Origin of the sequence: Salinimicrobium soli (assembly GCF_048323655.1) — a bacterium.
GTDB classification, from domain to species: Bacteria; Bacteroidota; Bacteroidia; order Flavobacteriales; family Flavobacteriaceae; genus Salinimicrobium; species Salinimicrobium soli.
In genome coordinates this window covers 436,016-457,985 of record NZ_JBLUWW010000001.1, presented here as the reverse complement: position 1 = coordinate 457,985, position 21,970 = coordinate 436,016, and the positions used below count along the sequence as shown (strand labels likewise).

The following is a 21,970-nucleotide window of genomic DNA, read 5'->3' as shown; positions in this document are numbered from 1 at the left end:
ATTGTGAGAGTTTTTTGTTTTAAGTTGAATATGTGCTAAAAACACCTTAATTTGCACCGCTGTATTCAGAAGTTTTAGTAATTTCTCTCTTTGAGTTATAAAGCAACCGTCTGAATATCAGGGCATAAAATTGAGTTTATGAAGAAAAGAACAGCAGCGATTACAGCTGTAGGCGCGTACGTACCTGACTTTGTGTTGACCAATAAGATCCTTGAGACCATGGTTGATACCAATGATGAATGGATCACTTCAAGGACCGGAATTAAAGAGCGCCGTATTCTAAAAGATTCTGATAAAGGAACCTCTTTCCTCGCTATAAACGCAGCAAAAGATCTTATTAAAAAATCCAATCTCGATCCTAAAGAGATCGATTTGGTGATCATGGCTACCGCCACGCCAGATCTGCCGGTTGCGGCAACCGGAGTTTATGTGGCCACCGAGATTGGCGCAACAAACGCCTTTTCTTATGACCTGCAGGCGGCCTGCTCCAGTTTTCTATACGGTATGTCGACTGCGGCAGCCTACATAGAATCTGGCAGATACAAAAAAGTACTTTTGATTGGGGCAGATAAAATGTCCTCTATAATTGACTATACTGACAGGACTACCTGTATCATCTTTGGAGATGGTGCCGGTGCAGTTTTGTTTGAAGCAAACGAAGAAGGATTGGGAGTACAGGATGAGATCCTCAAAAGTGACGGTCTTGGAAGAGAATTTCTTAAAATAGATGCGGGAGGTTCTTTAATTCCGGCTACTGCGCAAACGGTTGCGGATAAGAAACACTTTGTACACCAGGACGGAAAGACCGTCTTTAAATTTGCTGTATCCAATATGGCCGATGTTAGCGCACAGATCATGGAACGCAACCAATTGACTAATGAAGATGTAGATTGGCTGGTGCCCCACCAGGCTAATCGCCGTATTATAGACGCCACTTCCAATCGTATGGGATTGGATGACTCAAAAGTGCTTATGAACATTGAGCGCTATGGAAATACTACCTCTGCAACGCTTCCCCTGTTGCTGAGTGATTTCGAAAAACAATTGAAAAAAGGAGACAATCTTATATTCGCTTCATTTGGAGGAGGGTTCACCTGGGGCTCTGTCTATCTAAAATGGGCATACAATTCTTAAAAAACACCCAACACTCAATATTATGGATTTAAAGGAAATTCAGAATCTAATCAAATTCGTGGCCAAGTCCGGTGCCAGTGAGGTTAAACTGGAAATGGACGATGTTAAGATCACTATTAAAACAGGATCTGACGAAAAAGAGACCACTATTGTTCAGCAGGTTCCTATGGGAGGCATGCAGCAGGCTCAGCCGCAAATGCAGCAACAAGCACCACAGGCACCGGCCGCACAACCACAAACTCCAACTGCAGGCGGTGAAAAAGTGTCTTCAGATGAAGATTCTAAATACATCACCATAAAGTCACCAATCATTGGGACCTTCTATAGAAAACCTTCTCCAGACAAAGGACCGTTCGTGGAAGTTGGAGATAGCATAAAAGAAGGGGATGTTCTATGTGTGATCGAGGCTATGAAACTTTTCAACGAAATAGAAAGCGAAGTTAGTGGTAAGATCGTAAAAGTATTGGTGGATGATTCTTCTCCGGTAGAATTTGACCAGCCGTTGTTCTTAGTTGATCCGTCTTAATAATCAGCTAAAAAATAACTTTCTTTCTAAAGCTTAAACTACAACTGGTATGTTTAAAAAAATATTAATTGCCAACAGGGGAGAGATCGCGCTTCGCGTGATTCGTACCTGTAAGGAAATGGGCATCAAAACGGTTGCGGTATATTCTACAGCCGACGCAGAGAGTTTACACGTGCGTTTTGCTGATGAGGCTGTTTGTATTGGGCCTCCTCCAAGTAACCTTTCTTACCTGAAGATCTCAAATATTATTGCGGCCGCAGAGATCACCAATGCAGATGCAATTCACCCCGGTTACGGATTTCTTGCTGAAAATGCCAAATTTTCCAAGATCTGTGCCGAACACGATATAAAATTCATTGGAGCCAGCCCTGAGATGATTGACAAAATGGGAGACAAGGCTACTGCCAAAGCTACCATGAGAGAAGCCGGGGTACCTTGTGTTCCGGGATCTGAAGGTATTCTTGAATCTTATGAGCAGGCAGAAAAAGTAGCTGCTGAGATCGGTTACCCCGTGATGATGAAAGCTACTGCCGGTGGTGGTGGTAAGGGAATGCGTGCCATCTGGAAGAAGGAAGACCTACGTAAAGCATGGGATTCTGCCCGTCAGGAAGCAGCTGCTGCCTTCGGGAACGACGGAATGTACATGGAAAAGCTTATTGAAGAGCCACGTCACATCGAGATTCAGGTGGTGGGAGACAGCTCTGGAAAAGCCTGTCACCTTTCAGAAAGGGATTGTTCCGTACAGCGTCGTCACCAGAAATTGACCGAAGAAACTCCTTCTCCTTTTATGACCGATAAACTTCGGAAGCAAATGGGAGACGCTGCCGTTAAAGCAGCTGAATTTATCAAATATGAAGGTGCCGGAACGGTAGAATTCCTTGTGGATAAACACAGGAACTTCTACTTCATGGAAATGAACACCCGTATCCAGGTTGAGCACCCAATTACCGAGCAGGTGATCGACTATGATCTTATTCGTGAGCAGATCCTGGTAGCTGCCGGAATTCCTATTTCAGGAAAGAATTATTTTCCGCAGTTGCATTCAATTGAGTGCCGTATCAATGCTGAAGATCCATACAACGACTTTAGACCTTCTCCGGGAAGGATCACCAATCTTCATGCACCGGGAGGTCATGGAGTGCGAATAGATACACACGTTTACAGCGGATATGTGATTCCGCCGAACTACGATTCCATGATCGCTAAATTGATCACTACTGCCCAGACCAGGGAAGAGGCGATCAATAAAATGAAACGTGCACTGGACGAGTTCGTAATTGAAGGAGTGAAAACAACCATTCCATTTCACAGGCAGTTGATGGAGGAGCCGGATTATGTTGCCGGTAACTACACCACGAAGTTTATGGAAACCTTCAAGATGAAGCCTAAAGATGAATAAGAGTCAGAAATGACATTTTTGAAGCCCCTTTTTTAAGGGGCTTTTTTGATTCTTAGGCCTATCAGGTTTCCTAACGCAATAATTTTTACCTTCGTTGGAAATTGCAATTCGATGAACTTCTCTTTTTGGGAAAAGGAATCCTGGTTTTCCAATATTGATTATACCATAGTAGGCAGCGGCATTACCGGTCTTAGTTGTGCCCTTGCGCTAAAAGAGCGTTCTCCTTCAGCTAGAGTCCTTGTGTTTGAAAGAGGAATGTTGCCCTACGGAGCCAGCACGAGAAATGCCGGATTTGCCTGTTTCGGAAGTCTGAGCGAGATACTGGATGACCTGGAAAGCCATTCAGAAGAAGAGGTGCTTCGGCTAGTGGAAAAGCGGGTGAAGGGACTGGAGCTACTTCGGAAGAATATCGGGGATCAACAGCTGGATTTTCAATTGAACGGGGGATATGAATTATTTCCTTCCGAAGAAAATACCCTTTTTGAATCCTGTGTTTCAAAAATGGAAAAAGTGAACCGGCTTCTAAAACCCATTTTTAAGGATGAGGTTTTCAGCCTTCGAAAGAACAATTTCGGTTTTCAAGGAGTGCAGGATCAACTCATCTACAACCGCTATGAAGGCCAGCTGGATACCGGAAAAATGATGACCGCACTGCTTCAGAAGGCTTTAGAGAAAGGAGTGAAGATCCTCAACCAAACCACGGTCAAGAGATTTTCTGATCTGGGCACTTCCGTTGAAATAGAAACTGAAAATATCAGCTTTAAGAGTCGGCAACTGCTGATAGCAACTAATGGATTTTCCGCAGAACTTGGTATTTCCGAAGTAAAGCCTGCCCGGGCGCAGGTGTTGATCACCAAACCCATACCCGGACTTCCAATCAAAGGGACCTTTCACCTTGACAAAGGCTTTTATTATTTCAGGAATATCAATGATAGGATCTTACTGGGAGGCGGGCGTAATCTTGATTTTTCAGCAGAAGAAACTACAGAAATGCTAGTCACTGAAAAGATTCAGGCCAAACTGGAAGACCTTCTAAAAAACACAATTCTGCCAGGTCAGAACTTTGAGATCGATCACCGTTGGAGCGGAATTATGGGCGTGGGGGATAAGAAGGAGCCAATTGTAAAAAAGATCTCAAAAAATGTATCTTGTGGCGTGCGTCTGGGAGGAATGGGCGTGGCAATAGGAAGTCTGATTGGGAGAGAGCTGGCAGCGTTAACAGAATAAACTATGAGGAAATTTTTCCGATTCTTATTAAAACTGGTCCTGTGGCTTTTTGCCTTCAGCGTCCTGATGGTTGTACTTTATAAATGGGTGCCGGTGCCTTTTACTCCCCTAATGGCAATCCGGTATTTTGAACATCCTGATGAAAAAATACGGCACGACTGGGTACCGATGGAGGAAATATCGCCCAATTTGCCTTTAGCGGTGGTCGCCAGTGAAGATCAAAATTTCGCTTCTCACAATGGGTTTGATTATGACGCAATTAAAAAAGCTATAGAAGAGAGTAAACGCCGAAAGAAATCGAGAGGGGCGAGCACCATCTCCCAACAAACGGCAAAGAATGTTTTTTTGTGGCCTCACCGCAGCTGGTTCAGAAAGGGATTGGAAGTATATTTCACGTTTCTCATCGAGTTGATTTGGAGCAAGGAGCGCATTATGGAGGTTTACCTCAACAGCATAGAAATGGGAAAAGGGATCTATGGAGCCGAAGCTGCTTCTCAAGCCTGGTTCGGGAAACCTGCGGCGAGACTCACTCAATACGAGGCGGCCGCACTGGCTGCTGTTTTGCCTAACCCCAGGGTTTATCGGGCAAATCCTGCCAGCAGCTATATTCAGCAGCGCAAGGGCTGGATCGTGCGGCAAATGAATAACCTGGGAAGGTTAAAACTGGACTGATGGATAAAACGGAACTTAAGGAAGGCTTGATCGAGGCCGGAAAGGCTCATGTGGAGGGAAAAATATTTTCTGTTCAAAAGGCCATTGATGATCTGGAAGATGCTCTCAAGCTTGAAACCAAATGTTCCATGGGTGATAAATATGAGACCGGGCGCGCCATGCTCCATCTCGAATTTGAAAAACTGGCGGTCCAAATGGAAGAGTTGAAAAAGCTTAAAAAGACGCTTTCCCTGGTGCCCTCAAAAAAGTTACTGGAAACTGTCACTTTTGGAAGCGTGGTAATAACTTCTCAAGCCAATTATTTTGTGGCCATTCCCGCCGGAAAATTCGTAGTAAATTCTGAAGAATTTTTCGCTGTGGGTGCCAATGCTCCTGTTGCAAAAGCTTTGCTCTCCCACCAAAAAGGTGATGAGGTGATCTTTAACGGAAACTCCATCACCATCAAAGACGTATTCTAATCAATTCTAAACCACTTTCATGACACGTAATCTACTATTGCTATTCTTTATGGCCACTACCGGTGTGGCATTTTCCCAAACTGCCTTCGGAATAAAAGCCGGACTTAACGTCTCCAATATTCATTATAATATAGAGGGTGCGTCCCCCGAAGGAGCCACCGGACTTTACGCGGGTACCTTTGTGGATTTCACACTTTCTCCGAAGTTTCATCTGCAACCGGAGGTGATGTATTCCGTTGAGGGTATCAAAGATGGGAGCGTGACTTTTGTGAATGTCCCCGTGGTGTTGAAATGGTTCTTTGCTGAAAACATCCAGCTGCATGCCGGTCCACAACTTGGCGTAGTAATCGATGCCGAAGGAGGTACAAATGGATTGGAAAGCACCATTTTATCAGGGGTATTCGGGCTTGGCTACGAGATGCCTTCAGGGTTCCAGATCTCCACCCGTTTTGCAATGGGAGCAACCAGTATAATCGACAAAAATTTTAAAGTCGACTCCGGAATGGGGTATGACCTGGTAGGAATTAAGGGATGGACCCGCACTTTCCAGTTGGGGCTGGGCTACAAATTCTAAGATCTTAACGGATGCGGCTTTTAAGGAGATCTTTCGGGAGTTCTAAAAAAGCCGTTTCCCCTTTCTCCAATTTTTCGGGATGCTCAAACAAGATACTGTGCCCCTCAAACTCTGCTTCGGTTAAAAAATGACTGCCTTTAAAAAAGGCATTTTTGACCACTACTTTTTTTCCGTTCTTATCTCCGGCCTTGATCTCGTGTGGATACAGAATGACCTTGTGACGCGCATTTTCTTCCGGAAAGAAAAGATCGGCCGGTAATTCATTCATCTCCCCAAAGAGAGAGGCGACATATGCATTTTTTGGCTCCCGGTACAGATCTTCGGGTTTCCCGCGGACAATGATCCTTCCCTTTTTCATTACCAGCGTATGATCTGCAAAAGACAGGGCATCTGTACTGTCGTGGGTGGCGACCAACACAGTAATACCCTTTTCTTTAAGGTGCGAAAAAAGGTTTCTGCGGAGTTTATTCTTTCTGAAATGATCAATATGACTGAAAGGTTCATCAAGTAACAGAACTTCGGGTGGTTTCGCCAGCACTCTTGCCAGGGCAACTCTTTGTTGCTGTCCGCCGCTTAACAGTCGGGCTTTGACCCGGGCGAATTCCCTCATCTCTACCAGATCCAGCAGTTCATTCACCCGTTGTTGCTTCTTCCGCGGGTACATATTGCTTAAATACTTCCCCACATTATCTGCAACGCTCAAAGAAGGCATCAGGTCGAAATCCTGGGTAAGGTATTTCATGAAATCTTCGCCGGGAACCAGGTTGAAATTTGGGCCCAGCAATTGATTGTCATTCCAGAATATTTTTCCGTCTACATGATGCAGCCCGTAAATAGACTGGAGGAGAGTACTTTTTCCGCAACCGCTGGCTCCGATAAGGGAGACATTTTTTCCTTTTTCAATAGTAAAGCTGAGATTTCTAAGGAAGGGTTTTCCGGTGTACCCGAAGGAGAGATTCCTGACGCGTAACATAAGGAGGGTTTTTCTACGGTAAAATTAGGACTTTAAAAGGAAAAAGCCTTCCGAAGAAGGCTTTTTTAAAGGGTAAACTGATAAAAATCATTCGGTTATTCTGCACCCGGTAATTCAGTGAATCCCATATTGTACAAAGTGAAGCCAAAAATGTCTGCATATTGCTCAATAGTCTTGCTTACAGGTGTACCTGCACCATGACCTGCATTGGTTTCGATCCTGATCAAAACAGGATTGTCACCAGTCTGTTTATCCTGAAGTTCGGCTGCAAATTTGAAAGAATGCGCCGGAACAACCCGGTCATCATGATCACCGGTTGTGATCAAGGTTGCCGGATATTCTACTCCTGCCTTTACATTGTGTACCGGAGAGTATCCTTTAAGGTATTGGAACATATCGTCACTTTGTTCAGAAGTTCCATAGTCATAGGCCCAGCCGGCACCTGCGGTAAAGGTGTGGTAGCGCAACATGTCAAGCACACCTACTGCCGGTAAGGCAACAGCCATAAGGTCCGGACGCTGGGTCATGGTCGCGCCTACCAAAAGTCCGCCATTGGATCCTCCTCTAATGGCCAGGTAATCCCTGGAAGTGTAGTTGTTATCGATAAGGTATTCGGCAGCGGCAATAAAGTCGTCAAAAACGTTCTGTTTCTGCATTTTTGTTCCGGCGTCATGCCATTCCCTTCCGTATTCCCCGCCACCACGAAGGTTAGGTACTGCGTAAATTCCTCCCTGTTCCATCCAAACTGCATTTGCAATACTGAACGAAGGGGTAAGGCTGATATTGAATCCGCCGTAACCGTACAGGATCGTTGGATTCTTTCCATTCATTTCAGTCCCTTTTTTATAGGTGATGATCATTGGAACCTTTGTTCCATCTTTTGAAGTATAGAATACCTGCTCACTGGTGTAATCTTCAGGATTAAAGTCGATGGCCGGTTTATTATAAAGTTCCGAAACACCTTCCTCTATCTGGTATTTGTAGATACTGGCAGGAGTTACATAATTGGTGAAAGTGTAATAAAGCACTTCTTCCTCCTCTTTAGCGTTGAATCCTCCGGCACTACCCACACCCGGTAATTCTACTTCACGAACCATCTTACCTTCGTAGTCATACTGTTGTACATTGGAAACAGCATCTTTCATGTAATTTGTGAAAATATAGCCACCAGCCGTAGAGGGGCTCAGCACATTCTCAGTTTCAGGAATTAGGTCTACCCAATTCTCCGGTTGTGGATTGGCAGCGTCTACGGTTACGATCTTTCGGTTTGGAGCCTCGCGGTTAGTGACAATAAAAAGCTTGCTACCCACATTGTCAAGTACGTAGCTCTCATAATCTTCATTGCCAATAATGGTGTCGAGCTGTGGATTATCTTCGGAAAGATCCATCAGGAATAGTTTTCCACCCGCAGTAGAATTGTTCGCTGAAATAAATAAATATCGGTTATCCTCGGAAACACTTCCGCCTACATAACGGTGTTTCTGCTCAGAAGTTCCACCAAAGACCAGTTTATCGTCTTTCTGACTTGTTCCAAGTTTATGGTAATACAATTTATGCTGATCTGTCTTAGCTGAAAGTTCACTTCCTTCAGGTTTGTCATAACTGGAGTAATAGAAACCTTCATTTCCCTTCCAGGAAATTCCGCTGAATTTCACATCGATCAAAGTGTCTTCTTTGATCTCGCGGCTTTCAGCATCCATAACAATGATCTTTCTCCAGTCGCTACCACCTTCAGAAATACTGTAGGCAAGCATTTTTCCATCTTCCGAGAAACTCATATTTCCCAAAGAAGTAGTGCCATCCTCACTGAATTTGTTAGGATCAAGGAAAACTTCCGGCGTATCATTTTCAGACTTTTTGCGGTAGATCACATACTGGTTCTGAAGTCCGTCATTCTTGGCGAAATAGATGTAATCGCCTTCTTTGCTGGGAGCTCCCAGTTTCTCATAATTCCAAAGTGCAGAAAGCCTGTTTTTAAGTTCCTCCCTAAAAGGGATCTTTTCAAGGTAGCCAAAGGTCACTTCATTTTGAGATTTAACCCAGGCTTCGGTTTCGGGGCTGCGATCATTTTCCAGCCAACGATAAGGGTCCTTTACTTCGGTTCCGAAATAGGTGTCAACAGTATCAACTTTTTTAGTTTCAGGATAGTCCAAAGCAACAACGTTTTTCAGGGTTTTATCTGCGCAGGAACAAATGGCACCCGCTGCCAGAACGGTAATTATGGTTTTTTTCATTTTGGTTAATTTTTCTGAAGACCTAAAAGTAAATAAATTCCTTCAAATCGCAGATTATCAACACAAAATAAAAGCCGACAGCAGGTACTGTCGGCTTCAGAATTATAGGATAGCCAAAAATGGCATTTTTGAGAAGTATTTATACCAGTTCTTTCGCAACCAGGTACTCCGCGATCTGCACAGCGTTGGTAGCAGCACCTTTGCGAAGGTTATCTGCCACGATCCACATGTTCAGCGAATTTGGCTGAGAGTGATCCCTACGGATCCTTCCTACAAAAACATCATCTTTCCCTTCGGCATAGATCGGCATGGGATAGGTATTAACAGCCAGGTTGTCCTGTACGGTGATCCCCGGAAAATCGTTCAGCACCTGCCGCACCTCATTAATATCGAAATCATCTCCAAAAGTGACGTTCACCGACTCACTATGACCTCCAACTACCGGAATTCGGATCGCTGTTGCAGTAACGGCAACAGTATCGTCCCGGAGGATCTTTTTGGTCTCATTGGTGAGTTTCATTTCTTCTTTGGTGTAGCCATTTTCCTCGAATACATCGCAGTGCGGAATTGCATTTTTGTGGATCGGGTAAGGGTAAGCCATTTCCCCTTTTTCGCCGCGATATTCATTTTCCAGTTGTTGCACTGCTTTTACACCTGTACCGGTGATTGACTGGTAAGTAGAAACCACCACTCTTTGCACCGTGTATTTCTCGTGTAACGGGGCAAGCGCCATTACCATTTGTATGGTTGAACAGTTGGGGTTAGCTATAATTTTATCTGCGGAAGTTAACTCGGAAGCATTGATCTCAGGAACCACCAATTTTTTTGTGGGATCCATTCTCCAGGCTGAAGAATTGTCGATAACCGTAGTACCCACGGCTGCAAACTTCGGGGCCCACTCCAAAGAAGTGGCACCTCCTGCCGAAAAAAGGGCAATATCAGGGCGTTTTTCCACCGCATCTTCCAGGCTCACAACCTCATATTCTTTATCCTGAAAATTTATTTTTTTGCCTACAGATCTTTCCGAAGCGACCGGGATGAGTTCGGTAACCGGAAAGTTCCTTTCCTTAAGCACCTGTAACATCACCTGTCCTACCATTCCTGTGGCTCCAACTACTGCTATTTTCATCTTTTTGTTATTTTTATGCCACTTCAAAAATGGCATTTTTGAGCAGCTTTTATACTTGATTTTTTGTCCTTGCAAATGTATTGTACTCCTGATAATTAACGTGATGGGAAACAGGAAAATTATGCTGCTTTTAAATCTTTATAACCACTTTGCACAAATTGTTAAATATCGTATATCTTAAAAAAGAACCCTGAAACATGTTCAGGGTTTTGTCCTAAAATAAATCAGGATCTGGTTAAAAATATGCAGTGTAGCGGTTACTACGGGCGTTCAACTATTTGTTAGTGTACAGTTCTTTAAAATATTTCCCACGCATTCCGGGAATCACCAATTTCCAGATATCTTTCTTTTCAATGACCCCTTTTGTGCTAAGCCTCCATCCGTCAATAAATGAACGATAGACGAAAACGTAGAGGATCAAACCGGCTAACGCCAGGTTTGGAGGAACTTCCTTCCAAAATAATGCCAGAGCCACTCCGGGAAATATGAATGCGAGATAATAGAAATAGATATTTTTCATTAAGCTTTTCCGCTGTTCTGTCTTTTTAGCTCATCCCTGATCTCGGTAAGCAGCTGTTCCTGAGAAGGCCCTTTTGGTTCGGTGACTTTTGGCGCTTCTTTCTTAGTTTTAGTTCTTTCGTAAGCGCGAAGCACCAGGAAGATAAAAAAGGCCACGATTATAAAATAAATGATCGCCTGAATAACATTTCCATAGGTAATGACCGCAGCTTCGGCCTCTTTTGCAGCATCCAGGGTTTCGTATTCATTGCCGTCCAGGGAAATGAACTTTTGGGAGAAATCTACTCCGCCGGTGATCACCCCAATAAGGGGCATAATGATATCTGCTACAACAGAAGAAACGATCTTGTTAAAAGCAGCTCCCACAACTACCGCAGTAGCAAGGGCAATAATGTCACCTTTCATCAGAAAGGCTTTAAAGTCCTTAAAAAATGCCATTTTTCGATGTTATTGGTTAGTTAGTGGCTTAAATATAGATATTTTATTCAATAAGCCTTCTTTTTACCCGCTGAGAAATACCGGTAATCAATTCGTAAGAAATAGTATTTCCTTTCTCAGCAAATTTTGTGGCGTGCTGAGGTCCTCCAAAAATAATTACCTCATCTCCTTCTTCACAATCAATTCCGGTAATATCCACCATAAGCATGTCCATACAAACGTTTCCGATAATGGGAGCATACTGCCCGTTGATCAATACTCCGGCGCGGCGATTTCCATACTGGCGGTTTATTCCGTCGGCGTGCCCGATAGGAAGAGTGGCTGTTTTTGTAGGTTTTTCAGCTTTAAATGCGCGGTTGTAGCCCACTGAATCTCCTTTATTGATCTGGTGGATCTGAGAAATTATGGTCTTTAAGGTGCCAATGGGTTTTAGTTTATTGTCTTCAGCCTCTTCATTTCCGAAGCCATATAGTCCAATCCCCGTACGCACCATATCGAAAGCAGCTTCCGGGTAATTGATGATCCCCGAGGTGTTGCAAATATGGAGCATAGGTCGATAACCCAACTCCTCATAGAGCTTTATGGCGATTCGCTTGAAAGTATGGATCTGGTTGAGGGTGAATTCCCGTTCTCTCCAGTCTTCACTGGCAGCCAAATGCGAAAAGAATGATTTCGCCTTAACGGCGGTAGTACCCGTCAACAGGTTTTTTACAACATCGGTTTCAGCTTCTGAAAAGCCCAGACGGTTAAGGCCGGTGTTGAATTTTATGTGCGCCGGATAATGCTTCTGCTTTAGCTTTTCTGCCGTCTCGATGAACTCTTTTAAGACAAATTCACTGTAGAGGCTGGGTTCGAGGCAATTTTCAATAAGCTCCTCAAAGTTGAAAGACTGTGGGTGAAGCACCATGATAGGCAATTCAATGCCGGCTTTGCGAAGGGCTGCCCCTTCAGCAGTATAAGCCACGGCCAGATAGTCGGCGCCTAATTCTGTAAGTTTTTTGGCAATACCCACCACATCGCTTCCGTAGCCAAAAGCCTTAACAACGGCCATCAGCTTTACATCTTTTGCGACCTTAGAGCGTAAGTATTTGTAATTATGGGCAAGGGCATTCAGATCTATTTCAAGTACGGTCTCCCTGGCTTTCGGCATGTTCGCTTCTTTTATCTTTAATTTCTTCGGGGTCCTGCACCTCCATATTTTTCAGTTTTTCCTTCAGGCGCGCCTTGTAGAAAGCGGCCCGGCTAAGTGGCTCATATTCTTCGGTTTCTCCCAGTAACACCAGATCTTCGTTAGCGGTTTTACGGTAGCTGTACTGGGCGAGATTTCCGGTGCGGGTACAAACCGCGTGTACTTTGGTCACATACTCGGCCGTTGCCATCAGGTTTGGCATCGGTCCGAAAGGGTTTCCCTTAAAGTCCATATCTAGTCCTGCGACGATCACCCGAACACCTCTGTTGGCGAGGTCATTACAAACGGAGACTATTTCTTCATCAAAGAATTGCGCCTCATCAATTCCTACCACATCGCAATCATCGGCAAGAATACGGATGTTTGCAGCCGCCGGAACAGGGGTGCTTCTTATCTCATTGGAGTCGTGAGACACCACCATATCTTCATCGTACCGCACATCAATAGCGGGTTTGAAGATTTCTACTTTTTGTTTGGCAAATTTTGCGCGCTTGAGCCTGCGTATAAGTTCTTCGGTCTTTCCTGAGAACATCGATCCGCATATTACTTCAATCCACCCAAATTGCTCCTTGTGATTTACTGTATTTTCGAGAAACATTTTGTATTTTTCAAGACCAAAAACGAACTTCGGTTTGTGATAAAGGTGATACAAATTTATTAAAAATACAACCGCATTTAATTGGGAAGCATGAAAGTTATGAAAAAGCAACTGAAAGAGGAATTGGTAGCTTTAGCCGAAAAGTTGATGCTTGTGAAGAGCCAAAAAGAGGTTTCTGCAAGCGAATTAAAAGAGCTTACCAAAAAGATCTACGATAAACTCACCATACTGGAATTTGTTGAGGAGAATTTGTTCGCTTCCGAAAAGAAGGAAGAGAAGAAGGTGGTGAAGACTGCAGTAAAAGTGGAAGCTTCTTCGGAAAAAGCTTCAGAAGAAAGTTCAGAGGAATCTGATGAATATGCTCCTACCGGAATGGAATACAATGATTCTGAATCCATAACCGAGCCTAATACCGAAAAGATTAAGGATATTGTGGCGCAAATGCCGCCGGAAAGCCAGACGATAGATGATCTTTTTGCCCATGTACAACCGAAGAAATATCAGAAGGATGATATGGAGAATCTGGGAGGTGTGCATTATGACAACCTGCCTACTTTTGAACCGGTTAGTCAAAACGGAGCGCAACATGATAAACCGAAGTCATTGAACGACCGTCTTAAGAAAGGAATCAATATTGGAGTGAATGATAAGCTGGCGTTCATCAAACATCTTTTTGATGGCAGCTCGACAGATTATAACAGAGTGCTCTCGCAGTTGAATACCATAAAATCTAAAGAAGAAGCCTTCAATTTTGTGGCCAACATGGTAAAACCTGACTACAATAATTGGGAAGGCAAAGAAGATTACGAAGCTCGTTTTCTGGCCATAATTGAAAAGAAGTTCGAGTAAGCTCTCATGTCTAAACTATACATTGTACCTACTCCAATCGGGAATCTTGATGATATGACCTTTCGGGCCGTCAGGGTTCTAAAAGAGGTTGATCTTATTCTAGCCGAAGATACCCGCAATAGCGGAAAATTGCTCAAACATTTCGAAATTGGCAGTCCCATGCAAAGTCACCACATGCACAATGAGCACAAAACGGTGGAAGGTGTAGTGCGCCAAATTCAAAACGGAAAGACTGTTGCATTGATAAGCGATGCCGGCACACCCGCCATAAGTGACCCCGGATTTCTCCTAACCCGCGCCTGTGTGGAAGCGGGAATTGAAGTGGATTGCCTTCCCGGCGCCACCGCCTTTGTGCCTGCATTAGTAAACAGCGGACTTCCCAATGATAAATTCGTCTTTGAAGGATTTTTGCCCGTAAAAAAAGGAAGGCAGACACGGCTGGAGATGTTGGCTGAAGAAACGAGGACGATCATATTATATGAATCTCCACATAAACTTCTGAAAACGCTTTCACAAATAATTCAATTCTTTGGGGAAGACAGGCAGGTTTCGGTTTCCCGCGAGATCAGCAAGTTGCACGAGGAAACGGTTAGAGGAACAGCAGCAGAAGTGCTATCCCATTTTGAGGCCAAAGCACCTAAAGGAGAGATAGTACTTATAGTAGGAGGTAAAAAACCTTAAGCTTCCTGAATAACCATAGAAGAAGAAAATTCCTCAATTCTTACTTTTTGAAACTTCTGTAGGAAGCAGGTAAAACAAAACAATCTGTATTTTTGGCAAAAAAAGAATATGCGCTGGACCCTAAAACCCAAACCTGACCCTGAAAAAGTACACTATCTGGAAAAAGTTTTAGGAGTTGAAAAGCCTATCGCTTCGCTTCTGGTTCAGCGGGATATCACCACTTTCGAGGAAGCAAAAAAGTTTTTTCGGCCATCTTTAAAAGACCTGCACGATCCTTTTTTAATGAAGGATATGCAACCTGCGGTAGAACGTATTGAGCAGGCGATCGAAAAAGGGGAAAATATCATGGTCTTTGGAGATTATGATGTAGATGGTACTACCAGCGTGGCTCTCGTTTCTTCTTACCTTAAAACTTTCTATCCTGCCGTTGCTACCTACATTCCCGACAGGTATGACGAAGGTTACGGAGTCTCTTACAAAGGGATCGATTTTGCGGCAGACAATGATATCAGCCTTATCATCGCCCTGGACTGTGGAATCAAGGCAATAGAAAAAGTGGCCTATGCCTCAGAAAGAAATATTGATTTTATTATTTGCGATCACCACCGGCCGGGAAAGGAAATTCCGAAAGCGGTTGCTGTACTCGATCCAAAAAGAGAAGATTGTGAATATCCTTATAAAGAACTCTGCGGTTGTGGAGTAGGTTTCAAATTGGTGCAGGCGCTCCATTCGAGGCGCGGGGAAACTTTTGAAACCCTGTTACCTTACCTGGACCTTGTAGCGACAGCCATAGGTGCCGATATTGTTCCTGTAACCGGGGAGAACCGGGTACTGGCTTATCATGGTCTTCAGGTTATCAATGCTGCTCCACGGGCAGGTTTTAAAGCGATCCTGGAGCAGGTAAAGAAAGATCAGCTGACTATCACTGACGTCGTTTTCATAATTGCTCCACGGATCAATGCCGCGGGGAGGATGAAGCACGGATTACACGCCGTTAATCTGCTTACTGAAGAAAATGAAGAGGTCGCCCGAAGATTTGCAGCTGAAATTGAAACTTTCAATACTGAAAGACGTGCAGCAGATCAGTCCATCACGGTCGAAGCATTGGAGCAGATCGAAGAGCTGAAGGAGCAGGAGCGGTTAACAACCGTGGTCTACAATGAAAACTGGCACAAAGGGGTTATTGGCATAGTAGCTTCGAGGTTGACCGAAACCTATTATCGTCCAACGCTCGTCTTTACGCGCAGCGGAGAAAAACTGGCAGCCTCAGCCCGCTCAGTAAAAGGCTTTGATGTGTATGACGCTTTGGAAGGCTGCAGCGAATATATCGAGCAGTTTGGGGGACATAAATATGCCGCCGGACTGACACTTTTGGAGGCCCAGTATGAGAATTTTAAAAGAAAATTTGAGGAGGTGGTTTCCTCGAGTATTGATAAAAATCTCCTGATCCCTGAGATCACCATAGATGCTGAACTTCAGCTGAGTGAGATCACTCCGAAGTTTTACAGGGTTCTTAAGCAATTTGCCCCTTTTGGCCCCGGGAATATGACTCCGGTATTCATGTCCACAGGTGTAAAGGATTCCGGTTATGCAAAGTGCGTGGGAGAAACCAAAAAACATCTGAAATGCAAACTGAAACAAAGATCATCAGAGGCAGGATTTGATGCCATTGGTTTTGATCTTGGCGAAAAATGCCGGCATTTTGAGGATGGCGCTAAGGTGAGGGCCGCCTATTGTGTTGAAGAGAACCACTTCAACGGAAATGTCACCCTGCAACTCCGCTTAAAAGATATAGTTCCGGAGTAATTTACCTATTCCTGTTTCTTATTTCTTACAGCTTAAAATATGAAGGGTTCTTCAACTATTTTAAAGGTATTTCATCTAAAAATATTTCTGATAATCAAGTGTTTATATATATTAGCAGAGCCATAACATAAGTAGGTTAAGTTCATGGTAGATTTGGGGCAAAAAAAGGTGGAGCTTTCCACCTTTTTTTATGTCCGAAAGTTTCAGAAAAAAAATGGCCGGAAGAGATCTTCCGGCCATTTTCTAAAATCTTAAGAGGTTCTTATTTAGCCTCGTTATATCTTTTAGATACTTCATCCCAATTGATCACATTGAAGAAAGCTTCAATGTAAGCAGGGCGCTGGTTTTGATATTTCAGGTAATAAGCGTGTTCCCAAACATCCATTCCAAGTATTGGAGTACCACCGCACCCAACATTCGGCATCAACGGGTTATCCTGGTTAGGAGTGGAACAAACATCCAGCTCTCCACCTTTCTTTACACATAGCCATGCCCATCCTGAACCAAATTGTCCGGCTCCGGCTTTAGAGAATTCGTCTTTAAAGGAATCGAAAGATCCAAAAGCTTTGTCAATTGCAGAAGCAAGCTCACCGGATGGTTTTCCTCCTCCTTCCGGAGACATGATCTCCCAATAAAGGTTGTGGTTGTAATAACCTCCACCATTATTGCGAACTGCTTTATTCTCCATATCCAGGTTCTTCAGGATATCTTCTATACTTTTTCCTTCCTTATCAGATCCTTTAATGGCGTCGTTCAATTTGCTGGTGTAACCCGCATGGTGTTTGTCGTGGTGGATCTCCATTGTTCTTGCGTCAATGTGAGGTTCCAGTGCATCAAATGCATATTTTAATTTTGGTAACTCAAAAGCCATAGTTTATACTGTTTTATATTATTAATAATCTGTAAATCTTGTCAACTTCAAAATTAGACATTCGCAAATTTAATAGAAATTATAAAATGTTATAAAATCCTTAAACCTTTGGCTTTTTTTAGGTTTTTACTAATCATAAAAAAGGAAATTTCGCAACTAATTGAAAATTACACAATTTAATGCTGCTTCCTGACAGATTAAAAAGGTTATTCAACTTGCATTTCCTATTTTAGTGAAAATTTTTTTTGAAAGCCACTAATACCTTCACCATTTATGATGCTTCTGCAGGCTCGGGTAAAACCTTTACCCTTGTCAAAGAGTATCTAAAACTGTTGCTTACCTCCGGTAGCGATGACAGCTATAAAAATATTCTTGCCATCACCTTCACCAATAAGGCGGTGGGGGAAATGAAAAGCAGGATCATTGACAGTTTGAAAGCCCTGTCAGCTACTCCTTCCGGAGATAAAGCTGCAGCTCTTATTAAAATTCTTTCCGCGGAAACCAATTTACCTGAAGAAGAGATCACCAGGAAAAGCCGGAATATTCTAAAAAGTATCATTCACAATTATGCTGCTTTTGAGATCTCGACCATTGACGGATTTACTCATAGAGTGTTGCGGTCTTTTGCCAAAGACCTGGAGTTGCCATTGAATTTCGAAGTAGAACTTGATACAGAAGAAGTACTTTCCGAAGCAGTGGACCGGGTGATCAATAAAGCAGGTGAAGACAAAGCGCTGACCAGGGTGCTGGTGAGTTTCGTACTTACAAAGACCGATGACGACAAGAGCTGGGATATCTCCCGGGATCTTTTGGAGATCGCGAAATTGCTAACCGAAGAGACCAGTCAGCCGTTCGTAAATAAAATTAAGAACAAAAATTTATCAGATTTCCAAGACCTTCGGAAGAAAGTGCTGCAGGAAACGGCAAAACGGGAAGATCAAATAATTCAAACTGCCAATCGATTTTTTGAACTTATAAAAGACAACGGCATTGAACCTGGCGATTTCAAGGGCAGTTATTGCCCAAACTTTTTTAAGAAGCTTCAAAAAGGGGATTTTCCCGATAAATTTGATGCCGTCTGGCAAATCAATTTGGCAGATGATCCTCTTTATGCCAAGAAACTGGCTGAGGATAAAAAGAGCATTCTCGATCAACTGCAACCAGGAATAGTTGAATTATTTGAGGGAGCCAAAAAAGGCATTTTAGAGATACAATTTTTAAAGGCTATTGAAAAGAACCTTGTGCCGCTTTCTCTGCTAAGTGCCATTCAAAACCAGATACAGGAGATCAAACAGGAGAATTCTATTCTCCTGATCTCTGAATTTAATGCAATCATCGGGAAAGCAGTAAAAGATCAGCCGGCGCCCTTCATCTATGAAAGGCTGGGCGAGAGATACCGGCACTTTTTCATCGATGAGTTTCAGGACACGAGCCAGTTACAGTGGGAAAATTTAATTCCCCTGGCAGATCATACCCTTTCTGTACAGCATACAGGAGCCGGCTTTGGCAGCCTTACCCTTGTTGGTGACGCCAAACAATCCATCTATCGCTGGCGTGGCGGTAAGGCAGAACAGTTCATGGAATTGTGCCGTGATAAGAATCCGTTCAACCTCGAGGAGAAGAAAGTGGTGGTGTTGCCTAACAACTACAGAAGTGCAAAAAGTATTGTCAATTTCAACAACGATTTTTTCCGGTTTTCCGCTGCCTGTTTTCAACTGGAAGAACATCGGGAGCTTTTCCTCAACAGCTCTCAGGAATCTACTACTCCACAGGAAGGTTACGTTAACCTGTCCTTTGTAGAGGCGGAAAATGCGGATGAGGAGATGGAAGCTTATCCCCAAAAAGTGCTGGAGATCTTGAACGACCTACAGGAACAGCAGATAAGGAAAAGCGATGTTTGTATCCTAACCAGAAAAAAGAAGGAGAGTATTGCAGTGGCTAATTTCCTGAATGAGCATGGGATTTCAGTTATCTCTGCGGAAAGTTTGCTGGTATCCAGAGCTGCGGAAGTTCAGTTCATAAATGCCGTTTTGAAGTTCTGTGTAGAACCCGCGGAAAAGAACACCAAATTCGAGATTTTAGATTTTCTTCTGAAGCATTCTATTGAAGTGGAGGATGAATTCCATTTTGTTAAAAGGGTTCTGGAGCTTGAGGGCCAGAAATTCTTTGATACTTTAAAACCGCACGGAATTGAGATCCAGCTTGCTGAACTAGTTTCAGTTTCCATTTATGAGGCTGTAGAATATATCATCAGGGCTTGCGAACTTGTAAAAGATTCCAATGCTTATTTGCAGTTCTTCCTTGACTTTGTTTACGAAGTATCGCAATCTGAAAGTGCAGGAATAATGGAATATCTGGAATTATGGGAGCGTAAAAAAGACGATCTAAGTATTGTGGTTCCTGAAGGAGAGAATGCAGTGCAGATCATGACCATTCACAGGGCGAAAGGCCTGGAATTCCCGGTGGTGATCTATCCCTTTGCCAATAGCCAGATTAGTGACACCGCGAGAGAATCATTGTGGACAGATCTTCCTGATGGATTAAATGAAGAAATACCGGTAGCTTATTTAAAAGCTTCAGATAAAATGAAACAGTGGCCGGGGCAATGCCCGGAGCTGTATGAAGAACTCTGCGCTCAAAGTGAATTGGACGCCCTGAATGTTCTGTACGTTGCTCTCACCCGGCCCGTACAGCAGTTGTATATTATTTCGAAGTATGACCTGGATAAGAATGGAAATGAGCGATCGGGAAAATTTTCAGGTCTTTTCATTTCTTATCTGAAATCCATTGGCAAGTGGGACGAAAGTAAAGAATACCACTTCGGAAACCGTAGTGAATTGCTTCAGGAGCAAGGTAAGGTTTTAGAAAACGTTCAGCAGCAACATTTTTATTCATCCCCAACCCAGAGCAATGATATTTCGATCATTACCCGGGCCGGAGCTCTATGGGATTCACGCCAAAAGGAAGCCATTGAAAAAGGGCAATTGGTCCATGATCTTTTTGCTGAGATCTTTTCGGTAGATGATGTTGACCAGGTTCTTTTAACTGCAAAAGAAAAAGGCCTTTTTAAAGAAAGTGATCATGAAGAGATACTTTCAATGATCAGGCAGGTGGTGGACCATGAAGAACTCAGCCATCTATATGCAAGTACGAATAGTTGTTTCAATGAGAAAGATATGGTGTCTTCACAAGGAGAAATCCTTCGTCCGGACAGGATCAACTTCAATGGCAACAAGGTGACGATTGTAGATTATAAAACAGGTGTAGAAAAGCAGTTTCATCAGGAGCAGATAACTGAATACGGTCAGGTGCTTTCAGAAATGGCTTATGAGATCGAAAAGAAGATCCTGGTGTACATTAATGAAAATATCAGCCTTAAATATGTATAAAAGAAGTGTAATTTTGTAAAAAACATAAAAGATGTACGGAGCTATAAAAGAATATCTGTCAAAAGAAATAGAACAAATAAAGGAAGAAGGCCTTTACAAAAAAGAGCGGGTGATCACTTCTCCCCAGGGTGCTGAGATCACCATTGAAGGAGGCAAAAAAGTGATCAATTTTTGCGCAAATAATTACCTGGGACTTTCTTCGCACCCTGAAGTGATCCAGGCAGCAAAGGATACACTGGATGAGCGGGGTTTTGGAATGTCGAGTGTTCGCTTTATCTGCGGAACCCAGGATATTCACAAAGAACTGGAAAAAAAGATCTCTGATTTCTACGGAATGGAAGACACCATTCTTTATGCCGCGGCTTTCGATGCTAACGGTGGAGTGTTTGAACCGCTACTTTCCGCAGAAGATGCCATTATCTCTGACTCCCTTAACCACGCATCGATCATTGACGGAGTGCGTTTATGTAAGGCAGCCCGTTACCGTTACGAAAATGGGAATATGGAAGATCTTGAAAAACAATTGATCGCTGCCAATGAAAAAGGTGCCCGTTTTAAGATCATTGTAACTGATGGAGTATTTTCTATGGACGGCCTGGTAGCGCCTCTTGACAAGATCTGTGACCTGGCTGAGAAATATGACGCCATGGTGATGATCGATGAATGCCACGCTACCGGATTCATTGGTGAGAATGGGATAGGTACTTTGGAGGAGAAGAATGTTTTGGGAAGAATTGACATCATTACAGGAACGCTTGGAAAAGCTTTGGGTGGTGCAATGGGAGGTTATACCACTGCTAAAAAAGAGATCATTGAGATCCTGAGGCAAAGATCGAGACCATATTTATTCTCCAATTCACTGGCACCGGCTATTGTTGGAGCTTCTATTAAGGTATTCGAAATGTTGGAAAAAGATGACAGTTTAAGAACTAAAGTAAAAGAGAACACCAGATACTTCAAAAAGGGAATAAAGGACGCAGGATTTGACATTATTGATGGGGAAGCTGCAATTGTTCCGGTAATGTTATACGATGCAAAACTGTCTCAGGATATGGCGAATCGACTTTTAGAAGAAGGAATTTATGTGATCGGATTTTTCTATCCGGTAGTTCCAAAAGGGAAAGCCAGGATCAGGGTTCAGCTTTCGGCAGCACACACAAAAGAGCACCTCGACAAAGCAATAGCAGCCTTTACCAAGGTAGGTAAGGAATTGAATATTATCTAAAAGAGTAATTCCTACAAATTTAAATAAGCATCAGCCCTCCTATACAGGAGGGCTTTTTCATTTGATAAGCTGACTTTTT

Annotated in this window: 20 protein-coding genes; 12 read left to right on the top strand and 8 right to left on the bottom strand. The window is 43.3% G+C overall.

Annotated elements, in window-relative coordinates:
* Window positions 1-138: 138 nt before the first annotated feature.
* The 7 genes from ACNORC_RS02165 (at window position 139) to ACNORC_RS02135 (ending at window position 5,990) form a co-directional block, all read left to right on the top strand.
* Window positions 139-1,134 carry a beta-ketoacyl-ACP synthase III gene (locus ACNORC_RS02165; protein WP_418333947.1) on the top strand — a complete coding sequence of 332 codons (996 nt, stop codon included), beginning with the start codon at window positions 139-141 and terminating at the stop codon, window positions 1,132-1,134.
* A gap of 22 nt (window positions 1,135-1,156) precedes the next feature.
* The gene (accB, locus tag ACNORC_RS02160) at window positions 1,157-1,660 is read left to right on the top strand and encodes an acetyl-CoA carboxylase biotin carboxyl carrier protein (protein WP_418333946.1); all 504 of its coding nucleotides are present in this window, start codon (window positions 1,157-1,159) and stop codon (window positions 1,658-1,660) included.
* A gap of 49 nt (window positions 1,661-1,709) precedes the next feature.
* A complete protein-coding gene (gene accC, locus ACNORC_RS02155; protein ID WP_418333945.1) occupies window positions 1,710-3,059 on the top strand; it encodes an acetyl-CoA carboxylase biotin carboxylase subunit in 1,350 nt (449 codons plus the stop codon).
* Window positions 3,060-3,170: 111 nt separating this feature from the next.
* Entirely contained in the window at window positions 3,171-4,286 is a 1,116-nt protein-coding gene (locus tag ACNORC_RS02150) for an NAD(P)/FAD-dependent oxidoreductase (RefSeq protein ID WP_418333944.1), read from the top strand.
* Between the two features lie 3 nt (window positions 4,287-4,289).
* Entirely contained in the window at window positions 4,290-4,958 is a 669-nt protein-coding gene (gene mtgA, locus ACNORC_RS02145) for a monofunctional biosynthetic peptidoglycan transglycosylase (RefSeq protein ID WP_418333943.1), read from the top strand.
* A complete protein-coding gene (locus ACNORC_RS02140) occupies window positions 4,958-5,416 on the top strand; it encodes a transcription elongation factor (protein WP_418333942.1) in 459 nt (152 codons plus the stop codon). Before mtgA ends, ACNORC_RS02140 begins: the two co-directional genes overlap by 1 nt.
* Before the next feature lie 19 nt (window positions 5,417-5,435).
* Window positions 5,436-5,990 carry an outer membrane beta-barrel protein gene (locus tag ACNORC_RS02135; protein WP_418333941.1) on the top strand — a complete coding sequence of 185 codons (555 nt, stop codon included), beginning with the start codon at window positions 5,436-5,438 and terminating at the stop codon, window positions 5,988-5,990.
* 4 nt (window positions 5,991-5,994) lie between these two features.
* Here the strand turns inward: ACNORC_RS02135 and ACNORC_RS02130 are convergent, their stop codons facing one another.
* The 7 genes from ACNORC_RS02130 to ACNORC_RS02100 form a co-directional block, all read right to left on the bottom strand.
* The gene (locus ACNORC_RS02130) at window positions 5,995-6,963 is read right to left on the bottom strand and encodes an ABC transporter ATP-binding protein (protein ID WP_418333940.1); all 969 of its coding nucleotides are present in this window, start codon (window positions 6,961-6,963) and stop codon (window positions 5,995-5,997) included.
* Between the two features lie 95 nt (window positions 6,964-7,058).
* Entirely contained in the window at window positions 7,059-9,197 is a 2,139-nt protein-coding gene (locus tag ACNORC_RS02125) for a prolyl oligopeptidase family serine peptidase (RefSeq protein WP_418333939.1), read from the bottom strand.
* A gap of 139 nt (window positions 9,198-9,336) precedes the next feature.
* Entirely contained in the window at window positions 9,337-10,326 is a 990-nt protein-coding gene (locus ACNORC_RS02120) for an aspartate-semialdehyde dehydrogenase (protein ID WP_418333938.1), read from the bottom strand.
* Between the two features lie 274 nt (window positions 10,327-10,600).
* Window positions 10,601-10,846 (bottom strand): hypothetical protein, encoded by a 246-nt coding sequence (locus tag ACNORC_RS02115; RefSeq protein WP_418333937.1) that lies wholly within the window; start codon window positions 10,844-10,846, stop codon window positions 10,601-10,603.
* Complete coding sequence (mscL, locus tag ACNORC_RS02110) at window positions 10,846-11,283, bottom strand: large-conductance mechanosensitive channel protein MscL (RefSeq protein WP_418333936.1); 438 nt, start codon at window positions 11,281-11,283, stop codon at window positions 10,846-10,848. Before mscL ends, ACNORC_RS02115 begins: the two co-directional genes overlap by 1 nt.
* Window positions 11,284-11,326: 43 nt before the next feature.
* A complete protein-coding gene (gene alr / locus ACNORC_RS02105; protein ID WP_418333935.1) occupies window positions 11,327-12,433 on the bottom strand; it encodes an alanine racemase in 1,107 nt (368 codons plus the stop codon).
* Entirely contained in the window at window positions 12,405-13,070 is a 666-nt protein-coding gene (locus ACNORC_RS02100; RefSeq protein WP_418333933.1) for a thymidine kinase, read from the bottom strand. Before ACNORC_RS02100 ends, alr begins: the two co-directional genes overlap by 29 nt.
* A gap of 90 nt (window positions 13,071-13,160) precedes the next feature.
* On the opposite strand from ACNORC_RS02100, the gene ACNORC_RS02095 reads away from it, so the two are divergent.
* The 3 genes from ACNORC_RS02095 to recJ all read left to right on the top strand — a co-directional run bounded on the left by ACNORC_RS02095 (window position 13,161) and on the right by recJ (window position 16,406).
* Window positions 13,161-13,919 carry a DUF8457 domain-containing protein gene (locus tag ACNORC_RS02095; protein ID WP_418333931.1) on the top strand — a complete coding sequence of 253 codons (759 nt, stop codon included), beginning with the start codon at window positions 13,161-13,163 and terminating at the stop codon, window positions 13,917-13,919.
* A 6-nt stretch (window positions 13,920-13,925) separates the two neighbouring features.
* Window positions 13,926-14,600, top strand: a complete 675-nt coding sequence (rsmI, locus tag ACNORC_RS02090; protein ID WP_418333930.1) for a 16S rRNA (cytidine(1402)-2'-O)-methyltransferase — start codon at window positions 13,926-13,928, stop codon at window positions 14,598-14,600.
* A 108-nt stretch (window positions 14,601-14,708) separates the two neighbouring features.
* Window positions 14,709-16,406, top strand: coding sequence for a single-stranded-DNA-specific exonuclease RecJ (recJ, locus tag ACNORC_RS02085; RefSeq protein WP_418333929.1), 1,698 nt, complete (start codon window positions 14,709-14,711; stop codon window positions 16,404-16,406).
* A gap of 262 nt (window positions 16,407-16,668) precedes the next feature.
* Here recJ and ACNORC_RS02080 read toward each other — a convergent pair whose 3' ends face one another.
* On the bottom strand, window positions 16,669-17,277 hold the full coding sequence (locus ACNORC_RS02080) for a superoxide dismutase (protein ID WP_418333928.1): 609 nt from the start codon (window positions 17,275-17,277) through the stop codon (window positions 16,669-16,671).
* Between the two features lie 245 nt (window positions 17,278-17,522).
* Between ACNORC_RS02080 and ACNORC_RS02075 the strand changes: the two genes are divergently transcribed.
* Both ACNORC_RS02075 and kbl read left to right on the top strand, forming a co-directional pair.
* The gene (locus tag ACNORC_RS02075; RefSeq protein ID WP_418333927.1) at window positions 17,523-20,666 is read left to right on the top strand and encodes a UvrD-helicase domain-containing protein; all 3,144 of its coding nucleotides are present in this window, start codon (window positions 17,523-17,525) and stop codon (window positions 20,664-20,666) included.
* Window positions 20,667-20,697: 31 nt separating this feature from the next.
* Window positions 20,698-21,891 carry a glycine C-acetyltransferase gene (gene kbl, locus ACNORC_RS02070; RefSeq protein WP_418333926.1) on the top strand — a complete coding sequence of 398 codons (1,194 nt, stop codon included), beginning with the start codon at window positions 20,698-20,700 and terminating at the stop codon, window positions 21,889-21,891.
* The last annotated feature ends 79 nt before the right edge of the window (window positions 21,892-21,970 follow it).

Coding starts and splice junctions, on each gene's coding strand:
- ACNORC_RS02100 (WP_418333933.1), bottom strand. CDS start 13,070: ATGTTTCTCGAAAATACAGTAAATCACAAGGAGCAATTTGGGTGGATT.
- ACNORC_RS02115 (WP_418333937.1), bottom strand. CDS start 10,846: ATGAAAAATATCTATTTCTATTATCTCGCATTCATATTTCCCGGAGTG.
- ACNORC_RS02125 (WP_418333939.1), bottom strand. CDS start 9,197: ATGAAAAAAACCATAATTACCGTTCTGGCAGCGGGTGCCATTTGTTCC.
- ACNORC_RS02150 (WP_418333944.1), top strand. CDS start 3,171: ATGAACTTCTCTTTTTGGGAAAAGGAATCCTGGTTTTCCAATATTGAT.
- mtgA (WP_418333943.1), top strand. CDS start 4,290: ATGAGGAAATTTTTCCGATTCTTATTAAAACTGGTCCTGTGGCTTTTT.
- recJ (WP_418333929.1), top strand. CDS start 14,709: ATGCGCTGGACCCTAAAACCCAAACCTGACCCTGAAAAAGTACACTAT.
- accC (WP_418333945.1), top strand. CDS start 1,710: ATGTTTAAAAAAATATTAATTGCCAACAGGGGAGAGATCGCGCTTCGC.
- rsmI (WP_418333930.1), top strand. CDS start 13,926: ATGTCTAAACTATACATTGTACCTACTCCAATCGGGAATCTTGATGAT.
- mscL (WP_418333936.1), bottom strand. CDS start 11,283: ATGGCATTTTTTAAGGACTTTAAAGCCTTTCTGATGAAAGGTGACATT.
- alr (WP_418333935.1), bottom strand. CDS start 12,433: ATGCCGAAAGCCAGGGAGACCGTACTTGAAATAGATCTGAATGCCCTT.
- ACNORC_RS02080 (WP_418333928.1), bottom strand. CDS start 17,277: ATGGCTTTTGAGTTACCAAAATTAAAATATGCATTTGATGCACTGGAA.
- ACNORC_RS02140 (WP_418333942.1), top strand. CDS start 4,958: ATGGATAAAACGGAACTTAAGGAAGGCTTGATCGAGGCCGGAAAGGCT.
- ACNORC_RS02130 (WP_418333940.1), bottom strand. CDS start 6,963: ATGTTACGCGTCAGGAATCTCTCCTTCGGGTACACCGGAAAACCCTTC.
- kbl (WP_418333926.1), top strand. CDS start 20,698: ATGTACGGAGCTATAAAAGAATATCTGTCAAAAGAAATAGAACAAATA.
- ACNORC_RS02135 (WP_418333941.1), top strand. CDS start 5,436: ATGACACGTAATCTACTATTGCTATTCTTTATGGCCACTACCGGTGTG.
- ACNORC_RS02120 (WP_418333938.1), bottom strand. CDS start 10,326: ATGAAAATAGCAGTAGTTGGAGCCACAGGAATGGTAGGACAGGTGATG.
- ACNORC_RS02165 (WP_418333947.1), top strand. CDS start 139: ATGAAGAAAAGAACAGCAGCGATTACAGCTGTAGGCGCGTACGTACCT.
- ACNORC_RS02095 (WP_418333931.1), top strand. CDS start 13,161: ATGAAAGTTATGAAAAAGCAACTGAAAGAGGAATTGGTAGCTTTAGCC.
- accB (WP_418333946.1), top strand. CDS start 1,157: ATGGATTTAAAGGAAATTCAGAATCTAATCAAATTCGTGGCCAAGTCC.